This window comes from Prosthecobacter debontii, from assembly GCF_900167535.1.
Taxonomy (GTDB): Bacteria; Verrucomicrobiota; Verrucomicrobiia; order Verrucomicrobiales; family Verrucomicrobiaceae; genus Prosthecobacter; species Prosthecobacter debontii.
The window spans coordinates 1-26,705 of record NZ_FUYE01000026.1; the positions used below are offsets into that span (position 1 = coordinate 1).

Here is a 26,705-nt window from a genome sequence, read left to right on the forward strand (position 1 = left end):
ATAGACTTGATAAGTCATCTCGTCTGAAAACGGTGAAGGCCGTGCATTGCTGCACGGCCTTCATTTGGTAGCGGGGACAGGATTTGAACCTGTGACCTTCAGGTTATGAGCCTGACGAGCTACCGGGCTGCTCCACCCCGCGGTTTTGTTGGACGGTGAGTCTCTCATGCGCTGAGACTTTAGCAACCTGTTTTTACACCTTTTCTCACACGAGCCTTGAAACATCGTCAGCGAGTGCTCGTTTCGTTCCTCCTTCTCTTCCATGAAGACCTACCTTGCCCCTGCTTTGTTGCTGGCTGTCTCCAGCTTTCTTTCGGCTGCTGATAAACCGGCCGCTGCCCCTCAGCCATCTCCCATCGGTTATTCCGATACTCCCGTGATCCCCGGCACCCAGTGGAAGGTGCACGACATCGACCGTCCACGTCCTGAATACGTGGCTCCTGGCGAGAAGCTGGGCCAGCCCCCGGCGGATGCGATCATCCTTTTCGATGGCAGCAATGCCGACGCCTTCCAATCCAAAGTCAAAGGCCCCGATGGTAAACCCACCGCCGAGATGGGCCCCTGCGCGTGGAAGATCGACAATGGTGAACTCGTCGTGGACGGTGGTGACTCCTGGACCAAACAAGAGTTCTCCAGCTGCCAATTCCACATTGAGTGGAAGAGCGCTCCTGAAACCGAAGGCAACTCTCAGAAAAAAGGTAACGGCGGCGTGTTCTTCATGGATCGCTATGAGTGTCAGATGCTGGACACCTACAACAATCCCACCTATGCCGATGGCATGACGGGCTGCATCTACGGCCAAACCCCTCCCCTGGTGAATGCGGTGAAGAAACCTGGCGAATGGCAGACCTACGACATCGTTTTCACCGCGCCTAAACTGGATGGCGATAAAGTGGTGGAACCCGCCTACGTGACCACCTTCGTCAATGGCGTCTGCGTGCAGGTGCATACGAAGATCATGGGCCCGACGAAGCACAAAAACATCACCGACTACAGCGGCAGCTTCCCCGCCACCGCTCCTCTGCGCCTGCAGGACCACAAAAACAATCCTCCGATCCGCCTGCGTAACATCTGGGTGCGCAAGCTGCCTGATCCGAAGGACTGAGCCTTTTCTCCAACCGAGATTTCCCCACGACGCCCTGGCCTAACCGTCAGGGCGTTTTCTTTTCCTCTCTTGCATCCCTGCGGCGGCGCGCCACACTGCGTGCCCTCTTTTCCCTTGCCATGGCCTACCTCAACGAAAACTACCTCAAGCTCAAAGCTGGATACCTGTTCCCTGAAATCGCGCGTCGCGTGAAGGCTTTCACAGAAGCCAATCCTGAAGCGGCGAAGCGCTTGATTCGTTGTGGCATCGGTGATGTCACCGAGGCTCTGCCTGAGGCCGTGCGTGCCGCCATGCACAAGGCCGTGGATGAGATGGGCGACCGCTCCAGCTTCCGCGGTTACGGTCCTGAGCAAGGGTATGACTTCCTGCGCAACGCCATCGCCAACAACGACTACAAGGCCCGAGGTATCCAGGTGGATGCCGATGAGATCTTCATCTCCGACGGCAGTAAGTGCGATACGGGTAACATCCTGGACATCTTCGGCTGCGGTAACAAGATCGCCATCACCGATCCCGTGTATCCTGTCTATGTGGACACCAACGTCATGGCCGGGAACACCGGTGAAGCCGATGACGCCGGTGCCTATGCCGGTCTGCATTACCTGAAGTGCACCCCCGAAAACGGGTTCGTCCCTGAGATCCCAAGCGAGCCGGTGGACCTCGTTTATCTCTGCTACCCGAACAACCCGACGGGGGCGACAGCGACGCGCGCTCAGCTGGAAGCCTGGGTGAAATACGCCAAGGCCAACGGCACCATCATCCTCTACGATGCCGCCTACGAGGCCTTCATCCAAGATCCCGAAGTGCCACGCAGCATCTTCGAAATCGAAGGTGCCCGTGATTGCGCCATCGAGTTCCGCAGCTTCTCCAAGAACGGTGGTTTCACCGGCGTGCGCTGCGCCATCGTGGTGATCCCGAAAGGCCTGATGGGCAAAAAGAAAGACGGCACGACCATGGCTGTGCATCCTCTCTGGAGCCGCCGCCACAGCACCAAGTTCAACGGCGTCAGCTACATCGTCCAGCGCGGTGCCGAGGCCATCTACAGCGAAGAAGGCAAGGCCCAAGTGGCCGCCCTCATCGAGCACTACATGGGCAATGCCAAGCTCCTGGTGGAAGCCTGCAAAAACGCCGGTCTCCAGGTCTTCGGCGGTGTCAATGCACCGTATGTGTGGGTCGGCTGCCCTGCGGGCGTGACGAGTTGGCAGATGTTCGACAAGATGCTCAATGAAGCCAACGTCGTCATCACTCCTGGCAGCGGCTTCGGCAGCGCTGGTGAAGGTTTCTTCCGCATCAGCGCCTTCAACAGCCGCGCCAATGTCGAGGAAGTCTGCAAGCGCATTGCAGCACTTCAGGCTTGATTGAATCCTCTGTTTGGTTAGGCGGACAGGCTTCGGCTTGTCCGCCTTTTTTATCTCCTCTCGGTCACTTCCCGCGCAACTCCCGAATCCGAAGGCGTCGAAACTCCACGCCTTCGGGGCGATACATCTGAAAGGCGAGGTAACCTTCGGTCAGGCGTTGACCAGTAAAGTCGTTCACCTTCTCGCCATTGAGCCAAACCTGATAGCGTTGGCCTTCGGCTTGAATCTCCAGGTGATTCCATCCGCCAAAACGCATCGGCACAGACGTAGGGGATTGAACAAACATGATGGCTCCACTGGCTTGGTTGCCTTGCGGGAAATTCGAAAGATCCACCTGATAGACCTGCGGGTCCGGTAAGCCACGGATCGTGTCCAGAGCCGGACTCCGCAGTAAGACGCCGGAGTTCCCACGGATGTCACGGATTCGGAAATCCAGGCGAAGAACGAAGTCCCCAAACGGTCGAGCGGCATACCAAGGATAACCTTGGCCAGGGCCCTTTCGGCTCAGGCGAGCGATGCCCTCCTCTCCCCACTGCATCACGACATCTCCCTGATTTTTCCACTGCAGCCGCCGTTCAGAGGCAAAGAGATCGACAAAGTCATTTTCCACCTCCCACTCCGGCGTAGCGTTTTCCTTCGAAGACGGGTTTTCTAAGACCACCCGAAAACCTGCACTTTCATGCCGCATGTCGATTTTCCGCAAAGCCCGTGACGAGGGCGAGGAGTAGGTGTCGTGATGGCAATTGCCACGAATGGCCTTCACGGTTTTCGCCTCATCAAACCAATCCTGCACATACTCCCACTGATTACCCATCAGGTCATGAATGCCCAATCGATTGGGCGGATAAGACATGACGGGAGACGACGTGGCATAACCATCCACATAACCGGGAATACCACGATGGCTAGGCAATACTTTCGCTAAAGTTTCATCCGCAAAGTTACCGTCAGCAGGCATCCCTGGAGCAGGCCGAGGCCAATCCGCCACCTCGAGCTGAAGCCGGGCCAATTCTTCGGGAGAGGGACCCGAAGGTTCTCGTTCAGCCGTCCCCACCGCATGACTCCACTCACGATCTGTGGGGAGCCGGTAGGTGCGCCCCTCCCGCTGACTGAGCCACTCACAAAAGAACACCGCATCCAGCCAGTTCACGTGGCAGACGGGATAGTCATCGCCACGATTGACCGGCAGACTGTAGGCGTAGGCTCTTTTCCAGGCTTCATCCAGCCCCGGTTTCTCCGCCGCATACCGAGCATAGTCACCATTTCGGGTTTCGTGAATGCAGATCTGCACGTTGGTTCCCGGCACAGGCACGAACTGCATGCCCAGACTGTTGGTGAAAACAGGCACCTTGGCACCGCCCCGCGTCGTCCCTGGAGGTGTTGAATTCCTTGGCGATGCGTAGCTGCGGTTCCCGCTCTGCCGTTCTGCTATGTCACGCGGAGCCACCGTATGCTTTGGCATGGAGACCATCACCACCGCTCCGAGGGCTAGGCTGCCCCCCACTCCAAGCGGCCAATGACGGCGCCAAAGGCTGAAGCTCCTTCTAGAACCTCCCTGAGCGGGCCCCTGCTCGTGAGCCGGAGGAGTTGGCGCTGCCCCCGTTCGGATCGAGTTAACGTCCTGCCCTAACTCACTCACTTTTTGATACCTGCGCTCGGGCTCCTGGCGCATCGCCTTCACCACCACCTCATCCAGGCGCACATCCACCTGCACTTTCTGCGAAGGCAGATCGAAGGCGCCCTGTGGACGCACCCCGGTGAGCATCTCATACAGCATGACCCCCAGCGCATAAATATCGCTCCTCTGGTCCGCTTTCCCCCGCCACTGCTCCGGGGCCATATAATCCGGTGTCCCCATCACCAAAGTCGCCAGCGTGCTGCCCTCGGGCCGGACCGTCAATGGCCGTGAAAGGCCAAAGTCCGCCAGTTTAGCTTGACCATCCTGCGTCATTAAAACATTCGCCGGTTTGATATCCCGATGAATGACATCTTGTGCATGGGCATAGTGCAGCGCTTCACAGACCTGCACCGTCAATTCCAGAGCCTGAGACGGCGTCAGGCTTTGGCTTTCAATCAACCGCTGCAGGTCGGTGCCATTCACATACTCCATAACAAAGTAGCAGTGACCCTCCTCCGTCTGGCCAAAATCATGCACAGAAACAATGCCCGGATGATGCAGCCGGGCCAGCGTCTTAGCCTCCCGCTGAAAGCGACTGAAAAACTCCTCGTTACCCGCCAACTCAGTCGGCAGCAGCTTAATCGCCACCGGCCTTTCCAAGGACATCTGAACACCACGATAAACCGCCCCCATACCGCCCCGTCCGATCAAGGCCTCCACATGATACTGAGGCAGCAACCGGGCCACTGTTTCCACACTCGGCGGCTCCCAGGGTTGGGCTTCCGACCGCGCATAAGCTGAGTCTAACGCACAGCGAAACAACCCCGCCACCTCATCTCCCCAGATCTTATCTGGAGGAGCATCGGGGAGTGTACCGGAGGCGTTCATAGGATAAACCTAAGCGCCTTGTATGCCAGTAAGCCCTGCGGCTGTCGATGCTGTTCTTAACATCAGCATGCGTTTCTGAGATTGTATAAACCCCTCCAATTGACTAGTCTGGAAAAAATACGTGTGCCTCTCCACGGCTCTCTAGGAGAGCGGAGTGCCCGCGCAGCTTGGTCAGATTACGCTCCGTATCGTGATGGATTAGCCCCAAATCCGACATATGCGCATTCATATAGGTTCGCCCCAACTCAGTCGCACTTTCGATCCTTCCTCGCTTGGCTGGAAGCCGGTATCAGGACTGAAGTCGACGCATTACGTCTGGCTTGCCCTAGTGATCGGTCTCCCATGTTTTTTGGGATCCTTAATCGTCTTATATCACTCCATCTCGGATTGGAAAAAAGGAGTCCTTTCACAGCCCGGAGGGAGAGTTCTTCTATTCACCTGCCTGCTATTGATGGTTCCCGTTCACGAACTCATTCATGCCTTGGCTTACCGATGTGGGCTACGTTCGCCTCATCTCATTCTGGGAATTTGGCCGAGACGCTTCTTGATCTATGTGCTGTATGATGCCCCGTTGCCCAAAGCGCGGGTGCTACGCATGCTCGCCGCACCTTTGGTCACACTGACTTTTTTGCCGTTAGGCCTGCTTTTATTTCTCCAAGGAGACCTTGCCTCGTTAACCACCTATTTCATCCTCGTGCATACCTCCGCTTGCAGCGGTGATATCATCACATGGATTCGGTTTTGGAAACAGGTTCCACCTAACGCGCTGATTCACAATCAAGGTGAGACCACTTATTGGGGACATGCTCTGGGGGAAGCCTCGTCACCTGGAGAGAAGCTGGAATGACAACGGCGGCGAAAAAAGGAAATGATTTCGATCCGAAAAAGCAAGGTCAGCCTCAAGGGTCCAAAGCAGATACTTCTTGGTGTGGACCGGACTTGTCGGCGTTGTGATCCCCCAGCCTTTGCCGAAGGTCCTCAGTGTCCCCTGTTTAGACTTGGTCAGCAGCCGTTTGGGAGGATGACAATTTTACAGCATGGCGTGTCATTCGAAGCCGAGTGGAAGAGGTAGGGTCCCATCCTTTGCTTTGCGAGATTCGGAGGCCATTCTTCGCTTCCTGAAGTCGGCAAAATGACGGAAGGGATGGGACCACACGCAGCGATCATCCAGGGCCGTTAAAGCATTCATCATCAACTTTGAAAATGAGTGAGTCATGCAATGTGGACACACATTCGTGTACCACACAACTGAATCCTATAGTCGTTAACATAGGTAGCATTGCCACAGACATGATGGTTCTAAGACGATCGAGACAATGCATAGCATGAAGTCAGCATTTATTAAATGCCCCGAAGACAGACGGATTTGCATCCATTTCCTTCATGAGAGTCCGGTCAGATCAGAAACCCTGACCAGACTCTCGGATATTTTAGAAGTTCACACGCATCCCAAGGCGGAACAGATGATTGCCCCCTTCACCCGTGCGCCCTTCATAGCCACCGTAGATCATGCCGTTTTTCCAGACATCATAACCGATGTTAAGGCGACCAACGCCGCGCACACGATCACGATCTTCATACAGCATGTTATACTCGATACCAGGGCTGCTCACGACTTGCATCTGGGAGCCTTCCTGCGAGCGAGCTAGGTCCGCTTCCAGGCCACCCACCACTTCGACGCTGAGTGTGTGACCGGCGATCTCTTTGCTCCACAGAGCAGACAGGCTGAGCTCCGAGGTCAGGATGCTGGCATCGTAGCCGCTGTTAGACAGGGCATCAATAGCACCCAACTCCGAGAAGCCATCCATGGTGAAGTAGGAGTAGATCAAGGAAGCGCGAGGAGCCAGGGAGACAGGTCCGACGTTCCATCCTTTATACCCCACACCGATGAGGCCAGAGATACCATCTGCATTGGTGGAACCATTGACATCACCATTCACCGTGTCACGGCTGGCATCAAAGTCATAGTTCGTGTAGCTGAAGGTGCCCCAGAAGGCGAAGCCTTTCATTTCGTAACGACCGTAGAGAAGGCCACCGATACCCTCGATGTCCGCCGTCCCCTGATGTGAGGAGATGGAACCCTCGTTCATCAGCAAGGCAGCACCAATGGAGAAATTTTGTGCAGCCACGATATCGCCACCCACGAAGTAGTCGCGACGGGTGATATCTGCATCTTCCACGTTGGCTGTATCGTTAAAGGCAAACCCGGCAAACACAGCACCACGCTTCATATCTCCTGCGCTGAGAGGAGCAAAGAGGGAGACGCGGTCCTGGATGCTATGGGAGATGGAGCGGTCACCTGCAAAGGCGTAGTCAGCCATCGCACCATAGTATTCAGGGGTGTAGCGCTCCAAATCACCATCAGGAGATCCTGCGGCATCTACAATCTGAAGAGCCAAGCGGCCTCCCGTGGTCGCGGAGTCAATCTGGTTAGGCCCAACAAGCGCGTTACGGAACAACGCACGAGCTGCACGACGCTGGTTGTCAGTGTCACCCAGATCAGAGAATTTGCTATTACGCGCATTCAGCCCTGTCGCATTCAGCTGCCCAGTAGCCACGTCGAAGAGAATGGCTGCATTGTTAGTTGGGGTGGACCCACCGGCACCGTCCACATCGAAAAGCACGGAACCAAAGAGACCATTGACGCGGATGGGGTCACCAGCGGCATCGGAGATGACCTGAAACACATCCCCACGGCGCGGGCTAAAGCCATTGTAGCTGGAAACCAACAGTTCGCTCGTCGGGTTAAGGGTGACGGTGCCACCGACACGCACTTGGTCCCAACCATTGGGATCAATGCCAGGACCTGCACGCCCACCGAGTTCCAGCTCAAGCTGAGCATTCTCCACATAGTTCAGAGCAATGTTGGTGATACCGGGGGAGTTCCCTGGAGCAAACACACCGTTGTTGGTGAAATTACCCGTGAAGCTGAGCGTCCCGCCCACTTTCGAGTCTTCGGCGTTCGTGAAGTTCACCGCATCAACCGTGCCTGCACCATTGAGCAGAGCGTAGCTGAGCAGGGAGGCAGGATCCAACACCAGCTTAGCACCACCTTTCACGGTGATAGAGCCCACGATGTCCAGCTTAGCGTCACCAGTAGCGATGAGTTCACCGTTTTCACCCAACTGAAGAACACCTTCATCAATGAGGACGTTCAAAGTCTCCGTCTTGCCATTCAGCTTCAGCGTGCCAAGGCCTTCTTTGATGAACTCCGTAGCTTCTGCATCCACCGTTCCGCTGTAATCACCACCTTCGGTCACGATCAGTTTGTAGCCCTGGATATCTACCTTGCCGGTGCCGTTCAGGTATTTGATCGTTTCGATACCACCGAGAGTCAGCACACCATACACGTTGACAGTCGCTTCGTCATTGATGCGCTCAGCTGCACCCAGCCACAGGTTGCTGTCTGCATTGATGGTGACGGTTTCCGCATCGCTGGTTCCATTCAGCCAGACATCACCCGTCACAGTGACGGTCCCGGTGCCGATGTTGGCATTGACCACGGAGTTGTTATTCAGCGTGTAGGTATTTGCCGTCAGGGTGGCGGTGCCATCAAGCGTGCCGTCACAGCTGATGTAAGAAGCGATTTTGACATCCGCCTCATCAATATTCACCAGACCTTCGTTCTTCAACGTAGCATCACAAGCCAAACCGCCATTGAAGACTTCCAGAGTGCCATTGGAGTACACTTTGATGTAATCGCTAGCCAAGCTTCCCTCGCCCGAAATCTCCAGTGTGCCGCCCTTCACCTTGGTGGAGCCCGTAAAGGTATTCGCTCCCGTCAGAACGAGTTCACCCTCGGACACTTTGACCAAATCCGCACCGCCCGAGATAACTCCAGAAAACTCACCATCATCAACGGTTAGTGTGGTTGTCCGGCAGAAATCCGTATCGGTCACCAAAGAGCCAGCTCCGAAGAGACTGCCGATGGTTTCGCTACCGCCCAAGATCATCTTGGCATTCGCCTCAATGGTGAGATCCACTTCGTCATTGAGACGCTCGGCGGAACCTAGCGTCGTGGTGCCAGATTCTACCTTGAAGGTCTCAGCATCGCTGGTGCCATTCAGTTTCACAGCCCCATTGGCAGTGACTTCTCCCGTCCCCAGATTGGCGTTGATCACCGAACCATCGTTGAGAGCATAGGTTTCTGCCGTCAACGTAGCGCAATGGCCATTGATGGTGCCTGTGTTGACCAGGGAGGTGAGGGTGTCACTCTCATCCAGATTCAGAGTGCCGTCATTGGTTACAGCAGCCAGTGCTGAGAACCCGCCAGATTTGTTATTGAAAACAGTGCACTCATCGATCTTGATTTCCTTGCTCAGAAGCGAGCCTGTCAGCGTGATGGAGCCTTCATCCAGGTGTGTCTTCCCGGTGTAGGTGCTGTGGCCACTGAGGGTCAAATTGCCATGCCCCTTCTTGGTGAAGGAACCCCCTTCGCCATCGCCCAAACCACCGTCTTTAATGATGCCCGCAAAGGTGGTATCACAATCATGATTCACCGTCAGATTATACTGGCCGAGATGCACCGTGCCGTAGCCGGACAACTCACCAATCTTCTGGTTACCCGACATGGAAATGTCAAAGTGAGCTCCAGAGTAAACTTTCACATCACCTCTCTCATAAAGAGTCCCGCTGTCCTTGAGAGCCAAGGTGCCGCCCTTGATGGTCGTGCCGTCACGATAGGTATTGCGGTTCGTCAGCACCAGCACGCCTGTGTGCTGGGAGTCCCCGACGATCAAGCCACCGTCGGAAAGCTTACCCGTCAGGACTGCCCAGTTGCTGTTGTCCTCGTTGGCTTTGACCTTAATGGAACGGTCACGATCATTCAGATCGATGCTGTTCACAAAATACACCTTATGGGTCGCACTGGTGGATCCGAAGATCAGGCTATTATCTCCAGACACGAAGTTATTACGGCTCCATTCCAGTTCTTGCCCATTGTTCAGACGCACAGTCAAATCACCGCCAGCTGCGGCAAAACCACCACTGCCTGTCCATTGGATGCGATTGCTCTGCTCACCTACCCAGCGGGAAAATGTGCCAGAGCTCTGCAGCACGCCACCATCCAGACGGATGTTACTATTGGCGTGAATCCCATAACCATCTTGAGCCTGTAAAACACCTCCAGAGATTTTGGTCTGCCCGGTGTAGGTGTTCTTGCCATTGAAGATGACAAGACCGCTCTTGATCGTCAATCCAGCGCCATTGCCTGAAGCGATGCTGGTATCGTTGATGGATGCCTTGCTATCATCTGCAATGGACGAACCATAGCCATTGCCGTTGAAGGTAATGGTATTGCCTTCACCCGCATCCAGAAGGACTGTGGAGCCTTTCATCATGAAAAGATCTGTTCCTGCGGCATCGCCTGCATCACCCGAATAGGAGTGATAGCCGCCTCTTTCGCCATCTCCACCCTTCACAAAGTTATCTCCAAAGGTGGCATTGCCCTTGATGATCAAAGTACCGTCGTCACGGACGAAGATGCCGCCGCCATAGCCGCTACCACCCTCACCGCCTTCGCGACGATAATACTCGGATCCCACGCCGCCGCCGAAGCCGCCCTTCTCATCGTCTTCCCCCCCAAAGCCAAAATCACCCCAGCTATTTCCACCATAACCACCACCGTGGCCATAGCTGTGCCCGTAGTAGGAACTGCCTAAACTGGATTTGGAAAAACCATTCAACGTCCCTTGCCCTGAACCATATCCGCCTTTGCCGCCAATCGCGCTGTTGCCGATGATGCTAACGTTGTTCAGGATCACGGTGGCATCCGAATTGACAAAAATGGCTCCCCCTAGGCCGGCACCGCCACCACTTCCAGCGCCGCCTTTGGTCACGAAATTTTGAAGTGTGGCGTTGTTAATCGTCAGGGTGCCAGATTTCACAAAATAGCCCGTGTCATCATCACCATCGATCACCCGGCCATACCCGTTGAGAGTATTATTACCAGTGAGCACTTTTCCAGGCTCAACACCACTAGGTGGCGTGGCCCATCCAACCGTTGATGCAAATATCAATGATGATATCGTAAGATTAACTTTTATTTTCATTAGGAGCAGGAGGTTTTTAGTTTGGGGAAAAATCAGTGTTCCGCCGCACAATCCACCAACTCACGAAATTGGTTTTGGTGACAATTTTATCAAATATTAAATTTATAATTTTGCGCGCATTAAAAAATTACTTTTTGAATGCGCTAGTTACTTAAAAATCATCTTCAATTTAAAAATTGAGCGGAAATTTTCATTTAATTCATTGATTATGAACGTTTAAACAGGGCTATAGCGTATTAGATACCTATTTGCATTATGCATACTCAACAACCATTTTGGACGAACCGCCGTTTAGTTAATGTAAGACATCCCTCTCATCATTCAGGTTTGTACTTAGATTTAAATGGTTACTCAAAATTAATCTACTGAATTTAAATCTCACATGATTAAGCATTTATATCGTTATTTGTTACTTATTTTTAAATCAAATAAAAAGCATCTTTCTCTTTATTTTGAACCATCTCATTTCTTTACTGGGTAACACGAAAAAATGTGAAATACAGTGTCTCGCTCAGACTTCGATGGGGGCCTCTTTAGTTCCAGATCAACCTCACGGCCCTCAAGTCAAAATGCGGGGTTACAGACGCAATTTGCGGAGGATCTAGATTCGAATGTAGGCAGCATTCCCTCCAGGAATGCTGTCATCGGGGCCGGGTCTGTTGGCAGCCTCGTCTGGGTCTAGCCAATCCCCTCATGTGCGACCCCGACTCAGGCGAAAAACCTCCCGCAAACGTCCTGAACTCTCATGATGCCAGCCCGATACAAGCAGCGTCATCTGACGCACTCCGACGATAATCCCATCCGAAAGCGAGATCCGTCTGTTTTCGCCCAAGGTTATATCTTCGCCCCTCGACAATCGAGGCAAAATGGCGCTGGACTTTTTCTGGGTTGAAAATGGTTCTCTCTGAATCCTTCAATCTTAAAGAGTTCGCCAAAACTTCTCGAAGCCGCTTTTTGGCAGATGCCATACCGGAGCTTGTTTTGAAATACCGCTCAAAATCCAACGCCCGATTTAGATTTGCAACGCCAATGGCGCTCTCCCGAGTCCAGCACAGAATCTCGTGTTATGAACGGGTTTTCCATCTTTGTGATCCAGCAACCCTGTCGCGGAGGTTCCGTGAAGCCCGTATAGACTTGATCTGTGGCTGCTTGGCACCGAATCAGATCGGCGTAGCACATCCTATTTCGTATGAGCAAAAGTGGCGTGCCATTCAAATCCGAATGAGGTGGAACCCATCCTTCGCAGCGCCACCCCATTGTGCCTGGTATTCTCGCCCAGCGGGGAGCGTTTTGCGCTACCTCTCGAACTCCAAGCTCCCAAGCCCCTCCGAAACCAGAAAACGAGAGGGCAGCTGCGGTGGCGTGGCACTGCGGCTGCCCTCTCCAGATCCGAGCACAAGCTCAGTTATTCATCTACAACAACATTGGTCTTTGCAGACCCTCTAGCTCCGGTAGCAGCGCCCATAATACCGAGGCCGAGGACAACAAGGCAGCCGACGACAATCCACCGCTGCTCCACTCCAAGGGTGGATGCTGTGTAGGCCGCGCCAGCGATAACGAGGAGTGTGCCAAAGATGTATAGGATGACTCTGTTCATGGTGGTAAGGGGTTGTTTTTTTGAGGACATTACGAGCTCATCACTTGACTATGCAAAGCTGATGCCAAGCCGTTCAATCCCCCTCAAGTGACTGACAATCAGTGGCTTACGCCGTGGAGGGGTACTCTGGGGCACCATCTCACAACCAGCGTATTGCAATGTGCCGCCTACCGATATTGTTTAATTTGCACCCTGCTAAGCCCCGCCATCAAGGAGCCTGTATGTCGAATAGGCAAAAGTGGCGTGCCATTCGAAGCCGTGGCAAATGAGGTGGAGCCCATCCTTCGCTCTGTGAACTTCGGAGGGCATTCTTCACCTCTTAAAGCCGACGAAGAATGGCGGAAGGGGTGGGACCACACGCAGCGATCACCAAACAGCAGTTAAAGAGTTCATTATCAACAACTTTTAAATCGAGTGATTTATATGATGTGGACCACATTTGTGTCCCACTGCAACTAATAGTTAGAAAATGTGCAGCAAGTTGCACAGCACTTTACCTGAAAGCTGCACTCCTCGAGGGAATTTCCCTTCACGGGTTGTCGTAAACAAAGAGCCTCACAGAAAGCCGCAAAACATCTGGAAACGCTTAAATTGAGGCCCAGACCTCGGCTCAAGCGGAGCTTGTATCGAAAATTTGGCATCAAAATCCGACACGGGACAATGCGTCCATCAATCGAAGCAAAGAGTCCTCGTGCCTTTGCGTGCCATCCCAAAGTTTACAGACAGCTCGCTCCAGCCGTGGGTTAGCTCGGTCATGCATGCTATGTTCTATGCCTAAATATTTGCATATTTCCAATACATTTTTGGATGGTCTCCTGAAACGACCCTGAAGGATTCGACAGATTTGAGACTGGTGCACTCCAGTCGCTTCCCCGAGTTTTTCTTGGGTAATTCCGCTCTCTGCCATCTTTGCACGCAACAACTCAGCTAGTTGTTTGGGAGGAAAGCTGGTCATGCAAATATGCAAAATCTTTTGCATTATGTCATGTTTCGATCAACTTTTAATTTCAGATGAACCAAACAGCCTTGATCAACACACCGAGCGGCGAACGGCTCATTTGCATCCCAAACCCCTCCACCGAATTGATGCCAGGGGTGTGTTGGGGACGATTTGATCACCTCTTTACTCCAGCATTCTGGTCCATCCGGGCACAGTACGCTGAATCACACGGTCTCTACAGACAGCACAAGCTGGGGCGCGATTTTACCGAGGAGGTGATTGCATGTTTGCTGGGTGGATTTGGAATGCCCGCAGAACTTGGTATAGCAGCCTTTAATAGGCTTTCGGAACGCAGCCTCATTTCGCACGCTGCCTCGGAAGATGAGATAAAGACCGCACTGTTAGAGCCCCTTGAAATCAGGGGCAAATTCATGCGCTATCGCTACCCCCATCAAAAGGCGCGATACGTGGCTTCAGCTCTCCGGCGACTAAACAGCGAATGTCCTCCGAGCCATAATGCTGTCGCTTTCAGAGACTGGCTCCTCTCATTTGACGGAATTGGGTTAAAGACGGCATCTTGGGTAGCTCGCAATTATCTGGGAAGCGATGAGGTTGCAGTCTTAGACATCCACATTATTAGGGCTGGCCTGCTTGCCGGGGTGTTTGAGCGCACTGATCGCGTGGAAAAGAGCTATCTCCAGATGGAACGACGGCTGGTTGATTTTGCTAAAGCCCTGGGACTTAAACTCTCGTTTTTGGATGCGTTAATCTGGGACGAAATGAGACAGATGGGGTGGATCGCGCTGCATTTGCTCTCAAGTGAAAAGACGATCAAGCCGAGATAATGACCGAGCTAAATTATCATTTCGCCTAGTTTTTTATTGACCGTTTCCTGCATACCCCCCATTCTCGGCTTATGTCTGGATCTGGTGGCGGTGGTGGTTTTTTTCCCGAAAGCAACCCAACTCAGGGTGGAAACCCTAGAGGGGGCGAAGATTCTGACGACTTTGATTGCTACAAATTTTTCGAGAGGGTGCAACTCAGTTCCCCAGTTTCAACGGTAGTTTCAAATTTGAAGGTGGGGGATGTTTTAGAGGTTCGCCTATCGACGAGTGGCGGAGTAGCCGTCCTTGAAGCAGTCTATTTGGGAGCTACAGCCGGGTCCTTAATCGTTAAAAAGATGGGATCTCTGATCAGCTGTATCAAAAGCGGGGTGCAGTATATCGCCAAGGTAGTCAGCAACACGGGCGGTCTTATTAGAGTGGAAATCAGACCAAAGCCATGATGAATCTTAATGTTGTTGGTGGCACATACGTGGAAATCTGCCAATTCCCAGAATGGGATGAGGTCTATGGCTCCGGGCTACGTGCGGCGGAAGTCGCAAGCCGTTTAGGGTGTACTGTGAAGTTTACAACGTGTGTCGCAGAAGAACAGCGGCCAGCGCTAGATGCTCGTTCGGTGTTATTAAAGATCGAGCCTTCTTCGACCAGTATTCCCAACACAGTCTCATTTGCGTACACACATGGGTTCTCGACGCCCGAGATTTTTCCTCCCACCGACTGGCTGGCTCTCAACAAGAATTTATTGCAAGTTAATGGCGACAACATTCTCCAGTTTGGAATGTTGGAATCTGACGTCGCTGTTCATGGAGATCGCGTAGTCTACGACCCTCAAAACCCGCACAAGCCAGAAGCCTTTGATGCGCATGGATCAACCGCAAAGGTTCTTGCTATAGTTTGCAATTCAGCTGAGGCACGCGCAATGACAGGTGAGACTTCTTTATCAGAAGCTGTTCAAAAGCTCCGAAGGAGCAATAACTGCGCTGTTGTAGTTGTGAAACGCGGGAGTCTTGGAGCGCTGGTAGCAGACTCAGACGGCAATCATGAGATTCCAGCATACGAGACAGACAACGTCTGGCCGATTGGCTCTGGAGATGTTTTCGCGGCAGCATTTGCAGTAAAATGGGCGGTGGAGGGCTTAAGCGCGAAAGAAGCTGCTTCTTTTGCCTCCAAAGCCACAGCATTCTACTGTGAACACCGCCACCTTCAGTTTCCTTCAGGGTTTCCAGATGAGTTTCTTAACAAGCCCCTGCTATCTGGAGTCAAGAGTCAGAAACGGGTCTATTTAGCTGGACCCTTTTTCTCAATGTCTCAGATTTGGCTCATCAATGAAGCTCGTATGGCCCTTCGCTCTCAGGGGCTCAAAGTTTTTTCTCCACTTCATGACGTCGGTCGCGGCTCCGCTGAAGACGTCTATGATCCTGACATACAAGGATTGAGAGATTGTGACGTAGTTTTCGCATGCGTTGACGGACTAGATGCTGGCACGCTGTTTGAGATCGGTTTCGCAAAAGCCATCGAGAAGCCTGTCGTTGCTTTTGTTCAAAACGAGAAACCGGAGGATTTGAAGATGCTCCAAGGTGCTGAGTGCCTTCTCCAGAAGGATTTTGTTACCGCTATCTACAAAACTTCCTGGATGACCCTTGAGAAGTCATGACATCAAATGGCATTCTATTATCGGGAGGGATTGACTCGGTGGCATTGGCCTTTTGGAAAAGGCCGAAATATGCATTTACCGTCAACTATGGTCAGACTGGTTTTCTCGGTGAACTTCGAGCATCTCAGAAAATCTGTTCAGAACTAGGGATAAATCATGAGGTGGTTTCTGTGGACTGCCGTGCGTTGGGGGCTGGCGACATGGCTGGACTGCCAGCTGCCAAAAACGCTCCCGCTGTTGAATGGTGGCCTTTCCGTAATCAACTCTTGGTCACATTGGTGGCTATGAAGGGGTATCCCCTGGGCCTGTCAGAGTTATTGGTCGGGTCCGTTCTTTCGGACGGCTTTCACTCCGATGGAACAGAGGCATTTTATACCAAATTAGATTCGCTCTTGAGCTTCCAAGAAGGGGGAGTGCGAGTCTCTGCACCAGCCATCGGTCACACATCAGTTGAGCTCGTCAGGCTGTCGGGAATTCCCCTCGAATTACTTGCTTGGACACACTCATGCCACGTTAGCGAATTCGCATGTGGACAATGTAGAGGATGTCACAAGAATCAAAGAGTGTGGGAGGATTTGCAGAGTGGCCAATAGCATACTCAAAGACCCTGTTTCGCTTCATAACACCGTCGCCAGTGAGCCCTTCCAACCCAAGGACTCGTCGCGTCTTTTTCTTCCAAAGCCCTCGATGGGGCGACTTGATAGTCTAGATCGCATCCTCACAAACCGCCGGTCACGTCGCGTGTTTGGAACACTCGACATCCAATCTCTTTCCCAGCTGCTGTGGCTCACTATTAAGACGTGCCGAATCACACCAACAGCTAGCATCTCCGGGGTAGAATTTAGACCACTGCCATCTGCTGGAGCGTGCCACGTAATTTCAACCATAGTGATTCAAACCGCAGACGCCGAACCCTCCACGTCTTTGTATGAAAACAAAAGTCATAGCCTATTGTCTTTGTCGCCAGTAGAGGATGTCGTCTCTATACGAACTGCCGTTGGCTCTGTCCTTGCCCCAGGAAGAGGGACAATTTTGCTTTTTGCAGCTGACACCTTTAAGCTTGCTGACAAATATCGGGATGGAGAGAGTTTAGCCTGGAGAGATGCAGGAGTTTTGATTGGAGGATTGTCAATTGCAGCAGAGGCACTGAAACTGTCTTTTTGTCCGCTTGGCTTCAGTGGCCATGAATTGGTCCAATCCCTACTTCAAAGCGAGCGATTCATGGGCGTTGGCGGATGTATCGTGGGTGCTAGAGTAAATTAACCACAGGAGGATCTTAAATTACTTCTCACCTCAACAAATTCACCTGAATAAAATACAGTGTATACAATTAGTTATGCCGTTACCGGCCTTATACATGGCGCTTCGGAGCTTTACCACCACCTTCGGATTGAGCAGGAGCGCAGAGATCGATTAATAAAGGAGCCTCCCACAGAAATCGACAAAGCGATAGGAAGCATTTACCCCATGAATATCTTTGCTGTTTTCGGATTGAATGTTTCGATAACAGGTATGGCGGCTGCCTGCATTGAAGGTTCTCTAAATCATCTAGTCACTACCAAGCTCTTTGATGGCGATGATCCAAACAAAATGGATCCCCGACAGAAGATATTTAGAGATTTCATCCGCGATAAGGTCGAACTTGATGGTGGCTGGGCAAAGTCACAGCAGTTCTTCCGCCTAGCGTTTGATTGCACAGTTCAGGATGTGGTTGGCAGCCCGCTGAACCAAGCTCTGGATCACCTTAATACTATTCGAAACTCGACTGCTCATGGTTCGAATATTGTTTTTCCAGATACCCCACTTCCGGACTCTGCTGCCGATGTATATCCATATTCATGGCAAAAGCGATTGAGTCGTTGTAGTGGTTACTTAGACAGTGTTTTATCATCTAAAGGACTTACCAATCACTTACAGACTCCAGAGTTGGGGTTCCATTGGTGGAAAATTATTGCTGATAGCAGCGCGGCTTTCATCTCTCGATTTGGCGATTGTGAAGGCACTAGATTTTTCAAGCAGATTGTGAGTTTTAATCCGGGCTACAGGTGGTCGCCCCCGCAAAAATCAGGCACCGTCTAAAGTGTTGCCACACTTGTCTTGGTGTTTTCCAAAACGGTTAAATCTCACATCAACGAAGCATCATGGTCAGATAAAGTGAGTGTAGACGACCAAGAAACTTTAAAAGACTTTCTTGGCGAAATATGATACAACTCGATAGAATCTCATGCAAAAGGAACTCACATCAATGGTAGTCGCTTTAAATAAAGACATCAAAAAAGCATGGGATGTCGTTTCAGAGATTGAGTACGCCACACCCTATCAAGATGAAAATGGAGAAAACCCGGTCGCTGACGCAAATTATCATTACCTTGAGTTTTTAAATCGTGGTATATACATAAAACTCTGTATAGCTCTCACTCACGTCGGAGCAATGGAGGTCTTGAATGATTTGCGTGAAGATTTCAAGACCTGGAATTTGAAAGGTGTCGATATGCCTTATTGGGCTGAAGGACTTACTTGTCCTGCAACAAGTCGGCTGAGTCAATATGTCGATGGACTTGCTTCGCTTTTATATGAAGAGGTTGGAACTCCTGGACTTGGATTAGCAATCGAGATAACAAAATTGCAACGCATTCTATTGGGAACTCCCACGCTCATACTTCATAGTAAGATTGAGCCTTCTAATGAAAAAGAGATCCGCGTCAAGATGTATGAACTATTGATTCATTACTACCCCGACACCGTTCGAGAAATACCAATTTCCAAAGTATCAAAAACCTACAAGCCGGATATTGGCATCAAGAGTTTGAAGACCGCAGTGGAATATAAATTCTGTGATTCAGCCGATGAACTGAAGACAGCGATAGGGGGAGTCTATGAGGACATTATGGGCTATAATGGTTCAGCAGACTGGACGACTTTCTTTGCAGTTTTTTATATGACGGATCCATATATGACACAAGCTCAAGTAGAGGCGGAATTCGAAATGGCAGGTGCTCCTCACAATTGGAAACCTCTCCTTGTGACGGGACAAGGTCAACGAGCTAAGTCTAGAAGGAAAAGGAAGGAGGAGGCAAAGGAAAGTGATGGAACAAATTCACCAAATTGTGAACTTCAAGCAACTGATGTGACCCCCCTTGAATGAGACCAGACGAAAAAGAGGCAAAAGTCGTATGGAACAATGGGGCGGTACCAGTTGTTCTCCGTCGCGGCGGTTCTCAGGCCGTCCGGCTCCGGATTCCTTTTTCGTCGGAGAATCGCGAATGGCTTAAAAACGGTGCTCGCAAAAAGGAACCGGAATGGGAGCCAAAACAAAAGTATTGGGAGCTTCCTCATTCGCGTTTCAACGAACTTGTTGCGATGATTCTGGAACGATTTGGGCACCTCTACATTATTCAGCCGTATCGCGAAAAGGAAGTGTGTGCTCCAGCTTGCATGAATGCACACGGGTTCGAGTGCGAATGCTCATGTATGGGGGCTAATCACGGCGCAGCGCATAGTGGTGGATGGTTCGAAGTATCAGACACATTTGCTGTACGATACGGTGAGACGCGATTGGCTTGTCGCCTACTTCTCAAACCGCAAAGCAAAGCGAAGTAGCCAGTCGACTGGGTATGCTACTCGGCAAAAATCGGAGAGATTCTGTCTCCAATTTTGTCCATGATGAAATCACATGCTTACCCATGCATTTTCCCTGCTGAGATATGCGCAGATATTATTATACAAGTTGATTTTCCACCCGATCTCGATGAGCGGTCATATACCTAAGGTGCTGTAACGACGTCGCTAACATGACGCAGAACGATCGCGAAAAAAACGGAACTACTCAAACTTTCTGAAGCACTACATGAATCGGCAACCTCAGCCCAGGAACAAATTTGCTGTGCAGCATGCTGCACGGATTAGCGACTCGTAGCCAATTCAAGGCCATCCTTATATCGCTCACCAGAATGATGATCTACTCGGAGGTGCTACTAAGGACCTCATTGTGGATTTCCATTTTTTATCGTGAATAACTCGACGCATACAGAGTTTTCCGGAAAGAATTTCATTTTTTGTTAGGCTGCTGAACAGGTCCCAGTCGCTGTCAAAAACATAAGTGGCATTATCTAAATACGAAGACTCCAATACCCAAAGGCCCGCCCTCTCGTATTCCAGCACAATATACCCATCGAAACCACCACGTCCAAACCCAACATCCGAAGAACCGAGTTCCCTCAAGTATCTAAGGCGCTCTAAAGTGACTTCGAGTTCTTCTGGTTTCGCTCGTTTCTCAAGCCGTTGAGTGATGATCTTCGAAAGCTTTTCCCACGGATAATCTCCTTTCGGAAGAAGTTCCCAATTGAACCGTTTAAAACGCGGCTTTTCGATTCCCTTATTGTCTTCACCTACGCAAAAACATTGCCCAAAGCATTCGAGGAACAAGTTAAAGCACCACATAATTCGCTCGTCTTCAGTCCCTCCATATGTCAGTAGGTCACTGCATACACAGAGCTTGCCATCGATTAGGAGCGTGAAGAAGTATTCTTCTTGCGGAGGAACATTCTGTCTTGGGTAGCGGGGATAATGACGAAATTGTAACCCTGAGTGCGGCTGACCATGCCAATCGTTCCATGTTCGGTAAATGGCACGCGGTACCAGCTCCATTGGAAGATCCTTCCTTACAACAATCCGACCATTTGCGTTGGTGTCTGACTTTGAACCGCAGATACCCGGAAGAAAAACATCCCAGGTTTCAGAGGCTCAGGCAGCCCCACATTCTGCTTTATGGCATCTTCAATATCGGCAACTGGGATTGCAAATCGGAATTTAGCTCCTTGGGCAAGCAATGGTTCTAATGCGGCAAGAGTCCGAACAGAGCGCAGGCGAATAGTTGTAGCCATTAGGTAATGATGGGGCGATGCGTAGGAAGCGCAATAAAAAAACCCTGACATGTCGCACTCGCGAGGCTAAAACTACGGACGTCCGAGTTAGCTATTATCAAAATTGAAAAAAAGCATGATGAATCTCAAGCCGCTAAGGCTGCAATGATGCGCTGTACAGTGCTCACTCCCTTGCCGGAAATCTTGGCCGCATTGCGCACGGACTGACCCGCTTTCACAAGGCGGATAATGTCGCGATGCTTGGCAAGCAGTTTAGAACGCTCAAGACCACTTCCAGGAGGTCGCCCCAACCTCCGCCCCTTCCGGCGTGCTTCCGCCAATCCCGATTTAATCCGAGTGGAAAGGGTCTCAACTTCGTTCCGGGCCATTTCCGCCAAAAGGGCAAGCATGATGGCTGCGGCGGGGTTGCGCTTGCCATTGCTCATGAGTGTTTCAACTCCTTGGGCATGCCAGTATAGGGAGACTCCAAGCTCTTCCATCGTCTCCACGAACTTGTGAACCAATGAGTTCCTGCGGGCGAGGCGGGAGACCTCATGAACGAGGACTTTTTTGATTTTTCCAGCACAGGCGAGTTCTTCTATCTCATGAAGGCCGTGACGTTCGTGCTCATTCGCACGGCCTGAAACACCCGCCTCTTCACACACAGCGATTACTTGCCAACCCTTCAAATCCGCCAAACTTTTCAACTCGGTGATTTGGCGTGTCGTTTCTTGCTTAGCAGTCGAAACACGGACTAGAATAGCTACGGGAACAGGGACGGTAGATGCTTCCATTTGTTCCACATGAGACGATGTATTCAAATAAACAAATGAATTATCGAACACACATTATTTTACACTTTCACCATTTCCATGAAGGGGCAACAATACAAAAAGTTGAACAATGATTATTTGAATACATAAATCATACCTTCCGCAGGATTCGGCATAAATTAGGGAAGCTGTATTTAGCGTCTAATCTATCAGTCCCAAAGAAGCCTGCTAATAGCGTCTCGTGAACGCCTCACTTTGGCGGGCGATGACGGTTCTCGATTTGTATCAGTCGCGGGAGCTTCCGGTTGGGGTTCGGTTGGCTGGCGATTGCGTCTGGGATAGGAGGAGGCAGGACGGACGGGTGGCATTTGCATCTCAGGAGGCACGAACATAGGAACAGCTCTACTAGCTAACTGTTGGCCAGCGTATGCGTATTCATCTGTTAGAATGTAATGCTTGTTAATCTGACACCACTTCATGATGCCGTGACGCTGTAATCCTCTCAGAGCCTTGTGGAGTGTAGGAACGCTGTTATTTGGACAAATAGCACCTCTTGATCTCAGCAACTCCACGAACATCACCGCCAGATTGTCATTTTTTACGATCCTGCCTATTTTGACGATTAAAAGCGTCTCATTAATGTGGGACGAGGAGACCGACTGCTTACTTCGTATGGTTTGCAGAGCATTATTAACTAAAGTAACGGCATCTGCTCGGCATCCCATAATGATCTTCATTGCGCCAGCGAGCGTTTTACAGGTCCGCTTCATAATTCCGCTAGGCCTAGCTCTCGAAGAAAGCTGATGACGCACTTCAAACCTGACTCGACGATCCGTTTTGGCATATATGCAAAGGATGACCCCGCTCCCAACATTAAACTTTAGCACAAGACAGTTCTTCTCGTATGCCGTTTCACGGCCACTGAAGCCAAATTCTTTCAACATCAGCTTGAACGTATGCACCAAACCTATGGGATTCGCCGATTCAAACTCCCAATAAGTTTCGATTAAATGAAAGACAAACAGTGGATCTTCTCCTTGTGATAAGCTCGTTCCGGCCAGCAAATTAGCGGTGCTGATGTCCTGCTGAATCGCAGACTTTACCTGGCTAAGGTAAGTGAAAACATTTCGCTTCCAGCGCTCAGGATTGTAGTAGTCAGTGTGCGTCCCCTTAGGAAGCCAATTGTCATTAAAATCAAGTGAGGACTCTCCATCCCAAGCGGGCTCAGCCTTATTGCCAAAGGGCTCGCGAGCGAAAAGGCTTACATTTAGGCTAGGGGGACAAAACCGAGCATAACGAGTCGGATTGCAGTTCAAGCTCAAGCGAAGCTTAGACCGAGTCGGATCATCCATGCTTGGTCGATAATATTGGCCATACTTCAACTCACCAGCGAATAATGGAGGCTCATCATGAATGCCGTAAGCATCCCTTATTGATCTAATGAGCTGCGGCGCTCGATAAGCCCCCGGCTGTTCAGGCCTGTTAAAAATGCAACCGTGAGACGGCAGCGTTTCGGGGAATCCGTCTGCTGGCACGGGATGGAGCGCTTTTCTAAATCGATCAATCTGGTGAGTGCTTCCCTCCAGCTTGCCCAAATTCATTGTGAATAGGATACGATCTTGGCGAGCTGTCTCTGCAACGACCGTCTGGTCGAGGGAAAAATATGGAAGCATGGATGTTTATCACATGCCATTATCACTTTTCATCTGTTTTTGACGAGGTTGGGCTTTCTTATAGAGAGAATGATCGCCCCTTTTTTTGTGCAGCTTGCTGCACAACTCACGAAGGATTTGTCCTGCAATAGCCCTCATGCGCAAGCCACAAAATATTGTAGTTCAAGGACTATAATGGTCAACCGCGATGAAGTCTTAGGCTTCTTTTAAACCGCCTTATCCCCTAAAGCAGTCATACCACCCTCAAGCAGGATTTGGGCCGCTTGAGGGTGCCAGAGCGAGGCTACATAGCCCTTTGCTTTGATTGAAGGAAGCTCACCTGGCAGTCACATGACTATGCGATGTGTTGCCGATTAATTAGTTAGCCCATCAATGGCCTATACTTAGCCGACCACGATTCCAAGCATTCGGTTTCCTAATCTAATCTTCAAAGGCTTGGTGTAGAAAGTGAGTCTCCCAAATACGACTAAAGTCCAAGCCGTCCTTGCTTGCCCAATTTACTTTCTCCGCTTCCGCCCTGCTTAGCGAAGTCTTGTAAACTACAACCAATGCTTTTTGTCCATACTTATCAACCATGTCCGCCGAAGCAAAACAATAGACATCCCGAATGTCTAATTTTGCCTCATACAAGCCCTCATAAACATCCTTCATGCTGCGCTCCAACGAAATTCTTGTTGGCCACGTCCTGTCGCCGTTGAAACGGATATTGACATTGTAGAGCCCTTCTTCTTGACCACGAGCGGTTTCGAAGACCTCCGCTGCTACTAACGATCTACCCAGTTTCTTCTTTGCAATTCGCTCAACCTGAGCACGGACCTTTTCTAACGGCGTGGCGGATTCAGAAGCCGAATAGGAGGGGCTTGCGTAACTACCAGAGCGTTTTGGGGCGAGCATTCCTACGATCATCAGCAAAATCACACCCATGTGAGGGGTGCTGAGAACAATCTTCCAATTTTTGGAGAACCGCTTTCCCGCCCACAATGGAAAAAGACCCAGAGGCCACAGCACAAAGAGAAATGGTAAGGTCACCACAAGGAGCGGCAAGACAACCCGTCCACGGTCCCACCAGGGGCGTTTTTCAGTTTCTGAAAGAGTTGGCTGAGGGACAGGGCTAGGGAGGGATGGCGGTTGGTTCATGTGCGTCTGAGTTGAGATTCAGAGCGCATATCCGCCCAGCAAGGTGCCGGGTCGGTTAGAAACTCGCCGAAAGACGAGCGCGACGGGTTTTAGGCGCGAGCCTTAGCCCGCGCCCTGTTGTATGCCAGCCGCCCGCCCGACGTTTATGTCGGTTGAGCGGCGATGCATTTCGGTCATCGCCTTCCGCTTTCGGATCAGAGTTTCTACGCCCTGGTGCCCGCTATGGCGAACACGCTACCACAATGGCAAAGCGTGGGTTCTGTTCAAGGATAATCTCCCTTTCCGCAAAGCTCCTCAAAATCTGTGCAGCATTGCTGCACAAACAGCTCAGGCACTGGGACGGAAACGCCTCGGATGAGTCATTGATGGCTGTTTAATCGCAGCCTGAGGAGCGAGATGGCCCAAATCCAGACCTGGATATTCTACACGGTCCAGAACAGCCTTGATCGCAGGGAGTGTTTTTCCATGCGAGTAGATTCTTTCTGAGCTGCGTCTTTCCGAAGTCCAGCCTCCCAGTTGCTCAACATCTTCGATGCTGATATCAAAACGGGTCAACTGAGTTCTCCAAGTATGACGGAACCCATGGAAAGTTGCCTTGCTGGTTGGGATATACTTGCCCTTAAAGCGCCCAAACCATTTGGAAAACAGATTGGATCGATATCCTTTCTTATCCACCCGGAGCTCTGGAAACAGATTCCTCTGTGATGCGTCATTCCGGCGTTCGGTAACATAATCTAAAAATCCCAGATCAAGCACGGTCTTGTGAATTGGCACCAGTCGTTCGCTGGATTGATTTTTGATCTTTTTGTCCGTTACTTCATCCTCGTTTTTATCCGTGCTTTCGCTGATCCAAATGCACCATACATCGTCTTTCAGTAGAACGTCCTCCGTGTATAGCTGACAAGTTTCATTGCATCGGAACCCGTGGTATAACGCGAGCAAAGGGACCCAGAAACGGCCTCGGCGCGTCACGGATTCCCCAGGCTTGGCATAGTTTCTTTCATCGTCCACACAACCCCTATAAAGCGGCGCATTAAACAGCTTTTGAAGTTCTCCAATCTCGAAAGGCACGCGCCGAGCAGGCTTACCCTTGACCTTATTTTTATTAATTATTGAATTGACCGGATTGTCTTCCAATAGCTTTACCGCCTTCCCAAAATTGAAAATGGCAGAGATGTTTCTATGATAGTTGATTAACGTCTTTGTCCCCAGCCGATCAGTATCTCCCCTCTTGTTGGCCGCCTCGATAGCCTCTTGTAGGGACATATCAGGATAACGTTGCTGGGCATTACAGGGGACCTTCTTCAGCAAATCCAAAAGATCGCCAATTTGTTGCGGACCAATAGCCGCCAAAGGATGCTGTGTCCCGAAGTGTTGCGTGAGCAAACGTATCGGGATGTTGTATGTCCGCTGGGTGCCTTCTGAGCTATTATCCGCGTGATGTTTTTGGAACTGTTCCAGCAAATCTCCTAGGGTGTGCCTTTTTCCAGGCAGGGGAGACAAGGCATTGAGTGTATCGAAAAATGCGTCGCCACGAGGACGGACATCGCCGCCCCTAACATACGGGCGCAGACGATCAATCTGCCTTGCTGTCGTTTCCACCAAAGCCCGTCGCAGAAGTTCACCAAGTTTTGCAAACGAGGGAGAATCAGGCGGCAATTCGATGCCCGCTTCTTCTAGGCACAATTTTGCCATTCCTGAGGTATCGAAGGCCGGGGTGCCAAAACCGTTTCCAGACTTCTCGCGCACAGTCTGGTAATGGGAAATATCGCCAGTGAGGTTGTCCCATGCAGTTTCCAGATCCTCTTGCGGCCACTTCTGTCCCTCAGTCACCCACCATGTCTCATGTCGCTTCTCTTCCGCGATGAAGTAGCTAGCCACAATCCGATGAATCTCGCCTTCAGCCAACTCCTTCACTGGAGTAGGACGGAGAGCTTCCCTTTTCACCAGCATTTTCCGAGCTTCATCAAACCTCACTTGGAGTTGAGCATTCGCATAGTTGGCTTCGCCCATCGCTTTTTTGCGATCCGAGGTTTTGAGCGAAACCTTGATTTCGCAGGCATTCAGAATTGGGACAAGCTCTGTAGGAACCCTTTTTCTGACGTAATAGACGTTTCCGCGCAGGAACACGTGGGGGGCTTTGGACATATCGTTCTTGGCTTCTTGTGGAACAGGTTTGTGTACCACCCGCTTCTTCTGAGCCATTGA

At 51.1% G+C, this 26,705-nt stretch carries 19 protein-coding genes and 1 tRNA gene; 9 read left to right on the forward strand and 11 right to left on the reverse strand.

Annotated features, from left to right (window positions below):
* Positions 1 to 65: 65 nt before the first annotated feature.
* Positions 66 to 142: transfer RNA gene (locus B5D61_RS24025), tRNA-Met, on the reverse strand.
* Positions 143 to 262: 120 nt separating this feature from the next.
* Between B5D61_RS24025 and B5D61_RS24030 the strand changes: the two genes are divergently transcribed.
* Positions 263 to 1,105, forward strand: coding sequence for a 3-keto-disaccharide hydrolase (locus B5D61_RS24030; RefSeq protein WP_078815972.1), 843 nt, complete (start codon positions 263 to 265; stop codon positions 1,103 to 1,105).
* A 119-nt stretch (positions 1,106 to 1,224) separates the two neighbouring features.
* Positions 1,225 to 2,463 (forward strand): LL-diaminopimelate aminotransferase, encoded by a 1,239-nt coding sequence (locus tag B5D61_RS24035; RefSeq protein WP_078815973.1) that lies wholly within the window; start codon positions 1,225 to 1,227, stop codon positions 2,461 to 2,463.
* A 64-nt stretch (positions 2,464 to 2,527) separates the two neighbouring features.
* Here B5D61_RS24035 and B5D61_RS24040 read toward each other — a convergent pair whose 3' ends face one another.
* A complete protein-coding gene (locus tag B5D61_RS24040; RefSeq protein WP_078815974.1) occupies positions 2,528 to 4,969 on the reverse strand; it encodes a protein kinase domain-containing protein in 2,442 nt (813 codons plus the stop codon).
* A gap of 451 nt (positions 4,970 to 5,420) precedes the next feature.
* Here B5D61_RS24040 and B5D61_RS26505 point away from each other — a divergent pair, with 451 nt between their 5' ends.
* Positions 5,421 to 5,816, forward strand: coding sequence for a DUF3267 domain-containing protein (locus B5D61_RS26505; protein ID WP_176159646.1), 396 nt, complete (start codon positions 5,421 to 5,423; stop codon positions 5,814 to 5,816).
* A 583-nt stretch (positions 5,817 to 6,399) separates the two neighbouring features.
* On the opposite strand, the gene B5D61_RS24050 is transcribed toward B5D61_RS26505, so the two are convergent.
* From B5D61_RS24050 to B5D61_RS27265, 3 genes are all read right to left on the reverse strand, one after another.
* Positions 6,400 to 10,926, reverse strand: a complete 4,527-nt coding sequence (locus B5D61_RS24050; protein ID WP_176159647.1) for an autotransporter domain-containing protein — start codon at positions 10,924 to 10,926, stop codon at positions 6,400 to 6,402.
* A gap of 1,498 nt (positions 10,927 to 12,424) precedes the next feature.
* Positions 12,425 to 12,616, reverse strand: a complete 192-nt coding sequence (locus tag B5D61_RS26510; protein WP_078815977.1) for a hypothetical protein — start codon at positions 12,614 to 12,616, stop codon at positions 12,425 to 12,427.
* Positions 12,617 to 13,256: 640 nt separating this feature from the next.
* Positions 13,257 to 13,595 carry a helix-turn-helix domain-containing protein gene (locus B5D61_RS27265; RefSeq protein WP_078815978.1) on the reverse strand — a complete coding sequence of 113 codons (339 nt, stop codon included), beginning with the start codon at positions 13,593 to 13,595 and terminating at the stop codon, positions 13,257 to 13,259.
* A 32-nt stretch (positions 13,596 to 13,627) separates the two neighbouring features.
* Here B5D61_RS27265 and B5D61_RS24065 point away from each other — a divergent pair, with 32 nt between their 5' ends.
* The 6 genes from B5D61_RS24065 to B5D61_RS24090 all read left to right on the forward strand — a co-directional run bounded on the left by B5D61_RS24065 (position 13,628) and on the right by B5D61_RS24090 (position 19,197).
* Positions 13,628 to 14,401, forward strand: coding sequence for an 8-oxoguanine DNA glycosylase (locus B5D61_RS24065; RefSeq protein ID WP_078815979.1), 774 nt, complete (start codon positions 13,628 to 13,630; stop codon positions 14,399 to 14,401).
* Between the two features lie 436 nt (positions 14,402 to 14,837).
* Positions 14,838 to 16,052: a PfkB family carbohydrate kinase gene (locus B5D61_RS24075; RefSeq protein ID WP_078815981.1), complete on the forward strand. Its 1,215-nt coding sequence runs from the start codon at positions 14,838 to 14,840 to the stop codon at positions 16,050 to 16,052.
* Positions 16,049 to 16,645, forward strand: coding sequence for a 7-cyano-7-deazaguanine synthase (locus B5D61_RS27145; RefSeq protein WP_078815982.1), 597 nt, complete (start codon positions 16,049 to 16,051; stop codon positions 16,643 to 16,645). The genes B5D61_RS24075 and B5D61_RS27145 overlap by 4 nt, the downstream gene beginning before the upstream one ends.
* Before the next feature lie 94 nt (positions 16,646 to 16,739).
* Positions 16,740 to 17,315 (forward strand): nitroreductase family protein, encoded by a 576-nt coding sequence (locus B5D61_RS27270; RefSeq protein ID WP_425440082.1) that lies wholly within the window; start codon positions 16,740 to 16,742, stop codon positions 17,313 to 17,315.
* 204 nt (positions 17,316 to 17,519) lie between these two features.
* Entirely contained in the window at positions 17,520 to 18,131 is a 612-nt protein-coding gene (locus B5D61_RS24085; protein WP_139373472.1) for a hypothetical protein, read from the forward strand.
* 145 nt (positions 18,132 to 18,276) lie between these two features.
* Positions 18,277 to 19,197, forward strand: a complete 921-nt coding sequence (locus B5D61_RS24090) for a hypothetical protein (RefSeq protein ID WP_078815984.1) — start codon at positions 18,277 to 18,279, stop codon at positions 19,195 to 19,197.
* A gap of 797 nt (positions 19,198 to 19,994) precedes the next feature.
* On the opposite strand, the gene B5D61_RS24100 is transcribed toward B5D61_RS24090, so the two are convergent.
* The 6 genes from B5D61_RS24100 to B5D61_RS24120 form a co-directional block, all read right to left on the reverse strand.
* A complete protein-coding gene (locus B5D61_RS24100) occupies positions 19,995 to 20,699 on the reverse strand; it encodes a hypothetical protein (protein ID WP_139373473.1) in 705 nt (234 codons plus the stop codon).
* 14 nt (positions 20,700 to 20,713) lie between these two features.
* On the reverse strand, positions 20,714 to 20,935 hold the full coding sequence (locus tag B5D61_RS26515) for a hypothetical protein (RefSeq protein WP_176159649.1): 222 nt from the start codon (positions 20,933 to 20,935) through the stop codon (positions 20,714 to 20,716).
* A gap of 125 nt (positions 20,936 to 21,060) precedes the next feature.
* Positions 21,061 to 21,708, reverse strand: a complete 648-nt coding sequence (locus tag B5D61_RS24105; protein WP_078815987.1) for a recombinase family protein — start codon at positions 21,706 to 21,708, stop codon at positions 21,061 to 21,063.
* Between the two features lie 188 nt (positions 21,709 to 21,896).
* Positions 21,897 to 23,360: an FHA domain-containing protein gene (locus tag B5D61_RS24110; protein WP_078815988.1), complete on the reverse strand. Its 1,464-nt coding sequence runs from the start codon at positions 23,358 to 23,360 to the stop codon at positions 21,897 to 21,899.
* 420 nt (positions 23,361 to 23,780) lie between these two features.
* The gene (locus B5D61_RS24115) at positions 23,781 to 24,497 is read right to left on the reverse strand and encodes a hypothetical protein (RefSeq protein ID WP_139373474.1); all 717 of its coding nucleotides are present in this window, start codon (positions 24,495 to 24,497) and stop codon (positions 23,781 to 23,783) included.
* A 327-nt stretch (positions 24,498 to 24,824) separates the two neighbouring features.
* The gene (locus B5D61_RS24120) at positions 24,825 to 26,702 is read right to left on the reverse strand and encodes a site-specific integrase (RefSeq protein WP_078815990.1); all 1,878 of its coding nucleotides are present in this window, start codon (positions 26,700 to 26,702) and stop codon (positions 24,825 to 24,827) included.
* Positions 26,703 to 26,705: the final 3 nt, after the last annotated feature.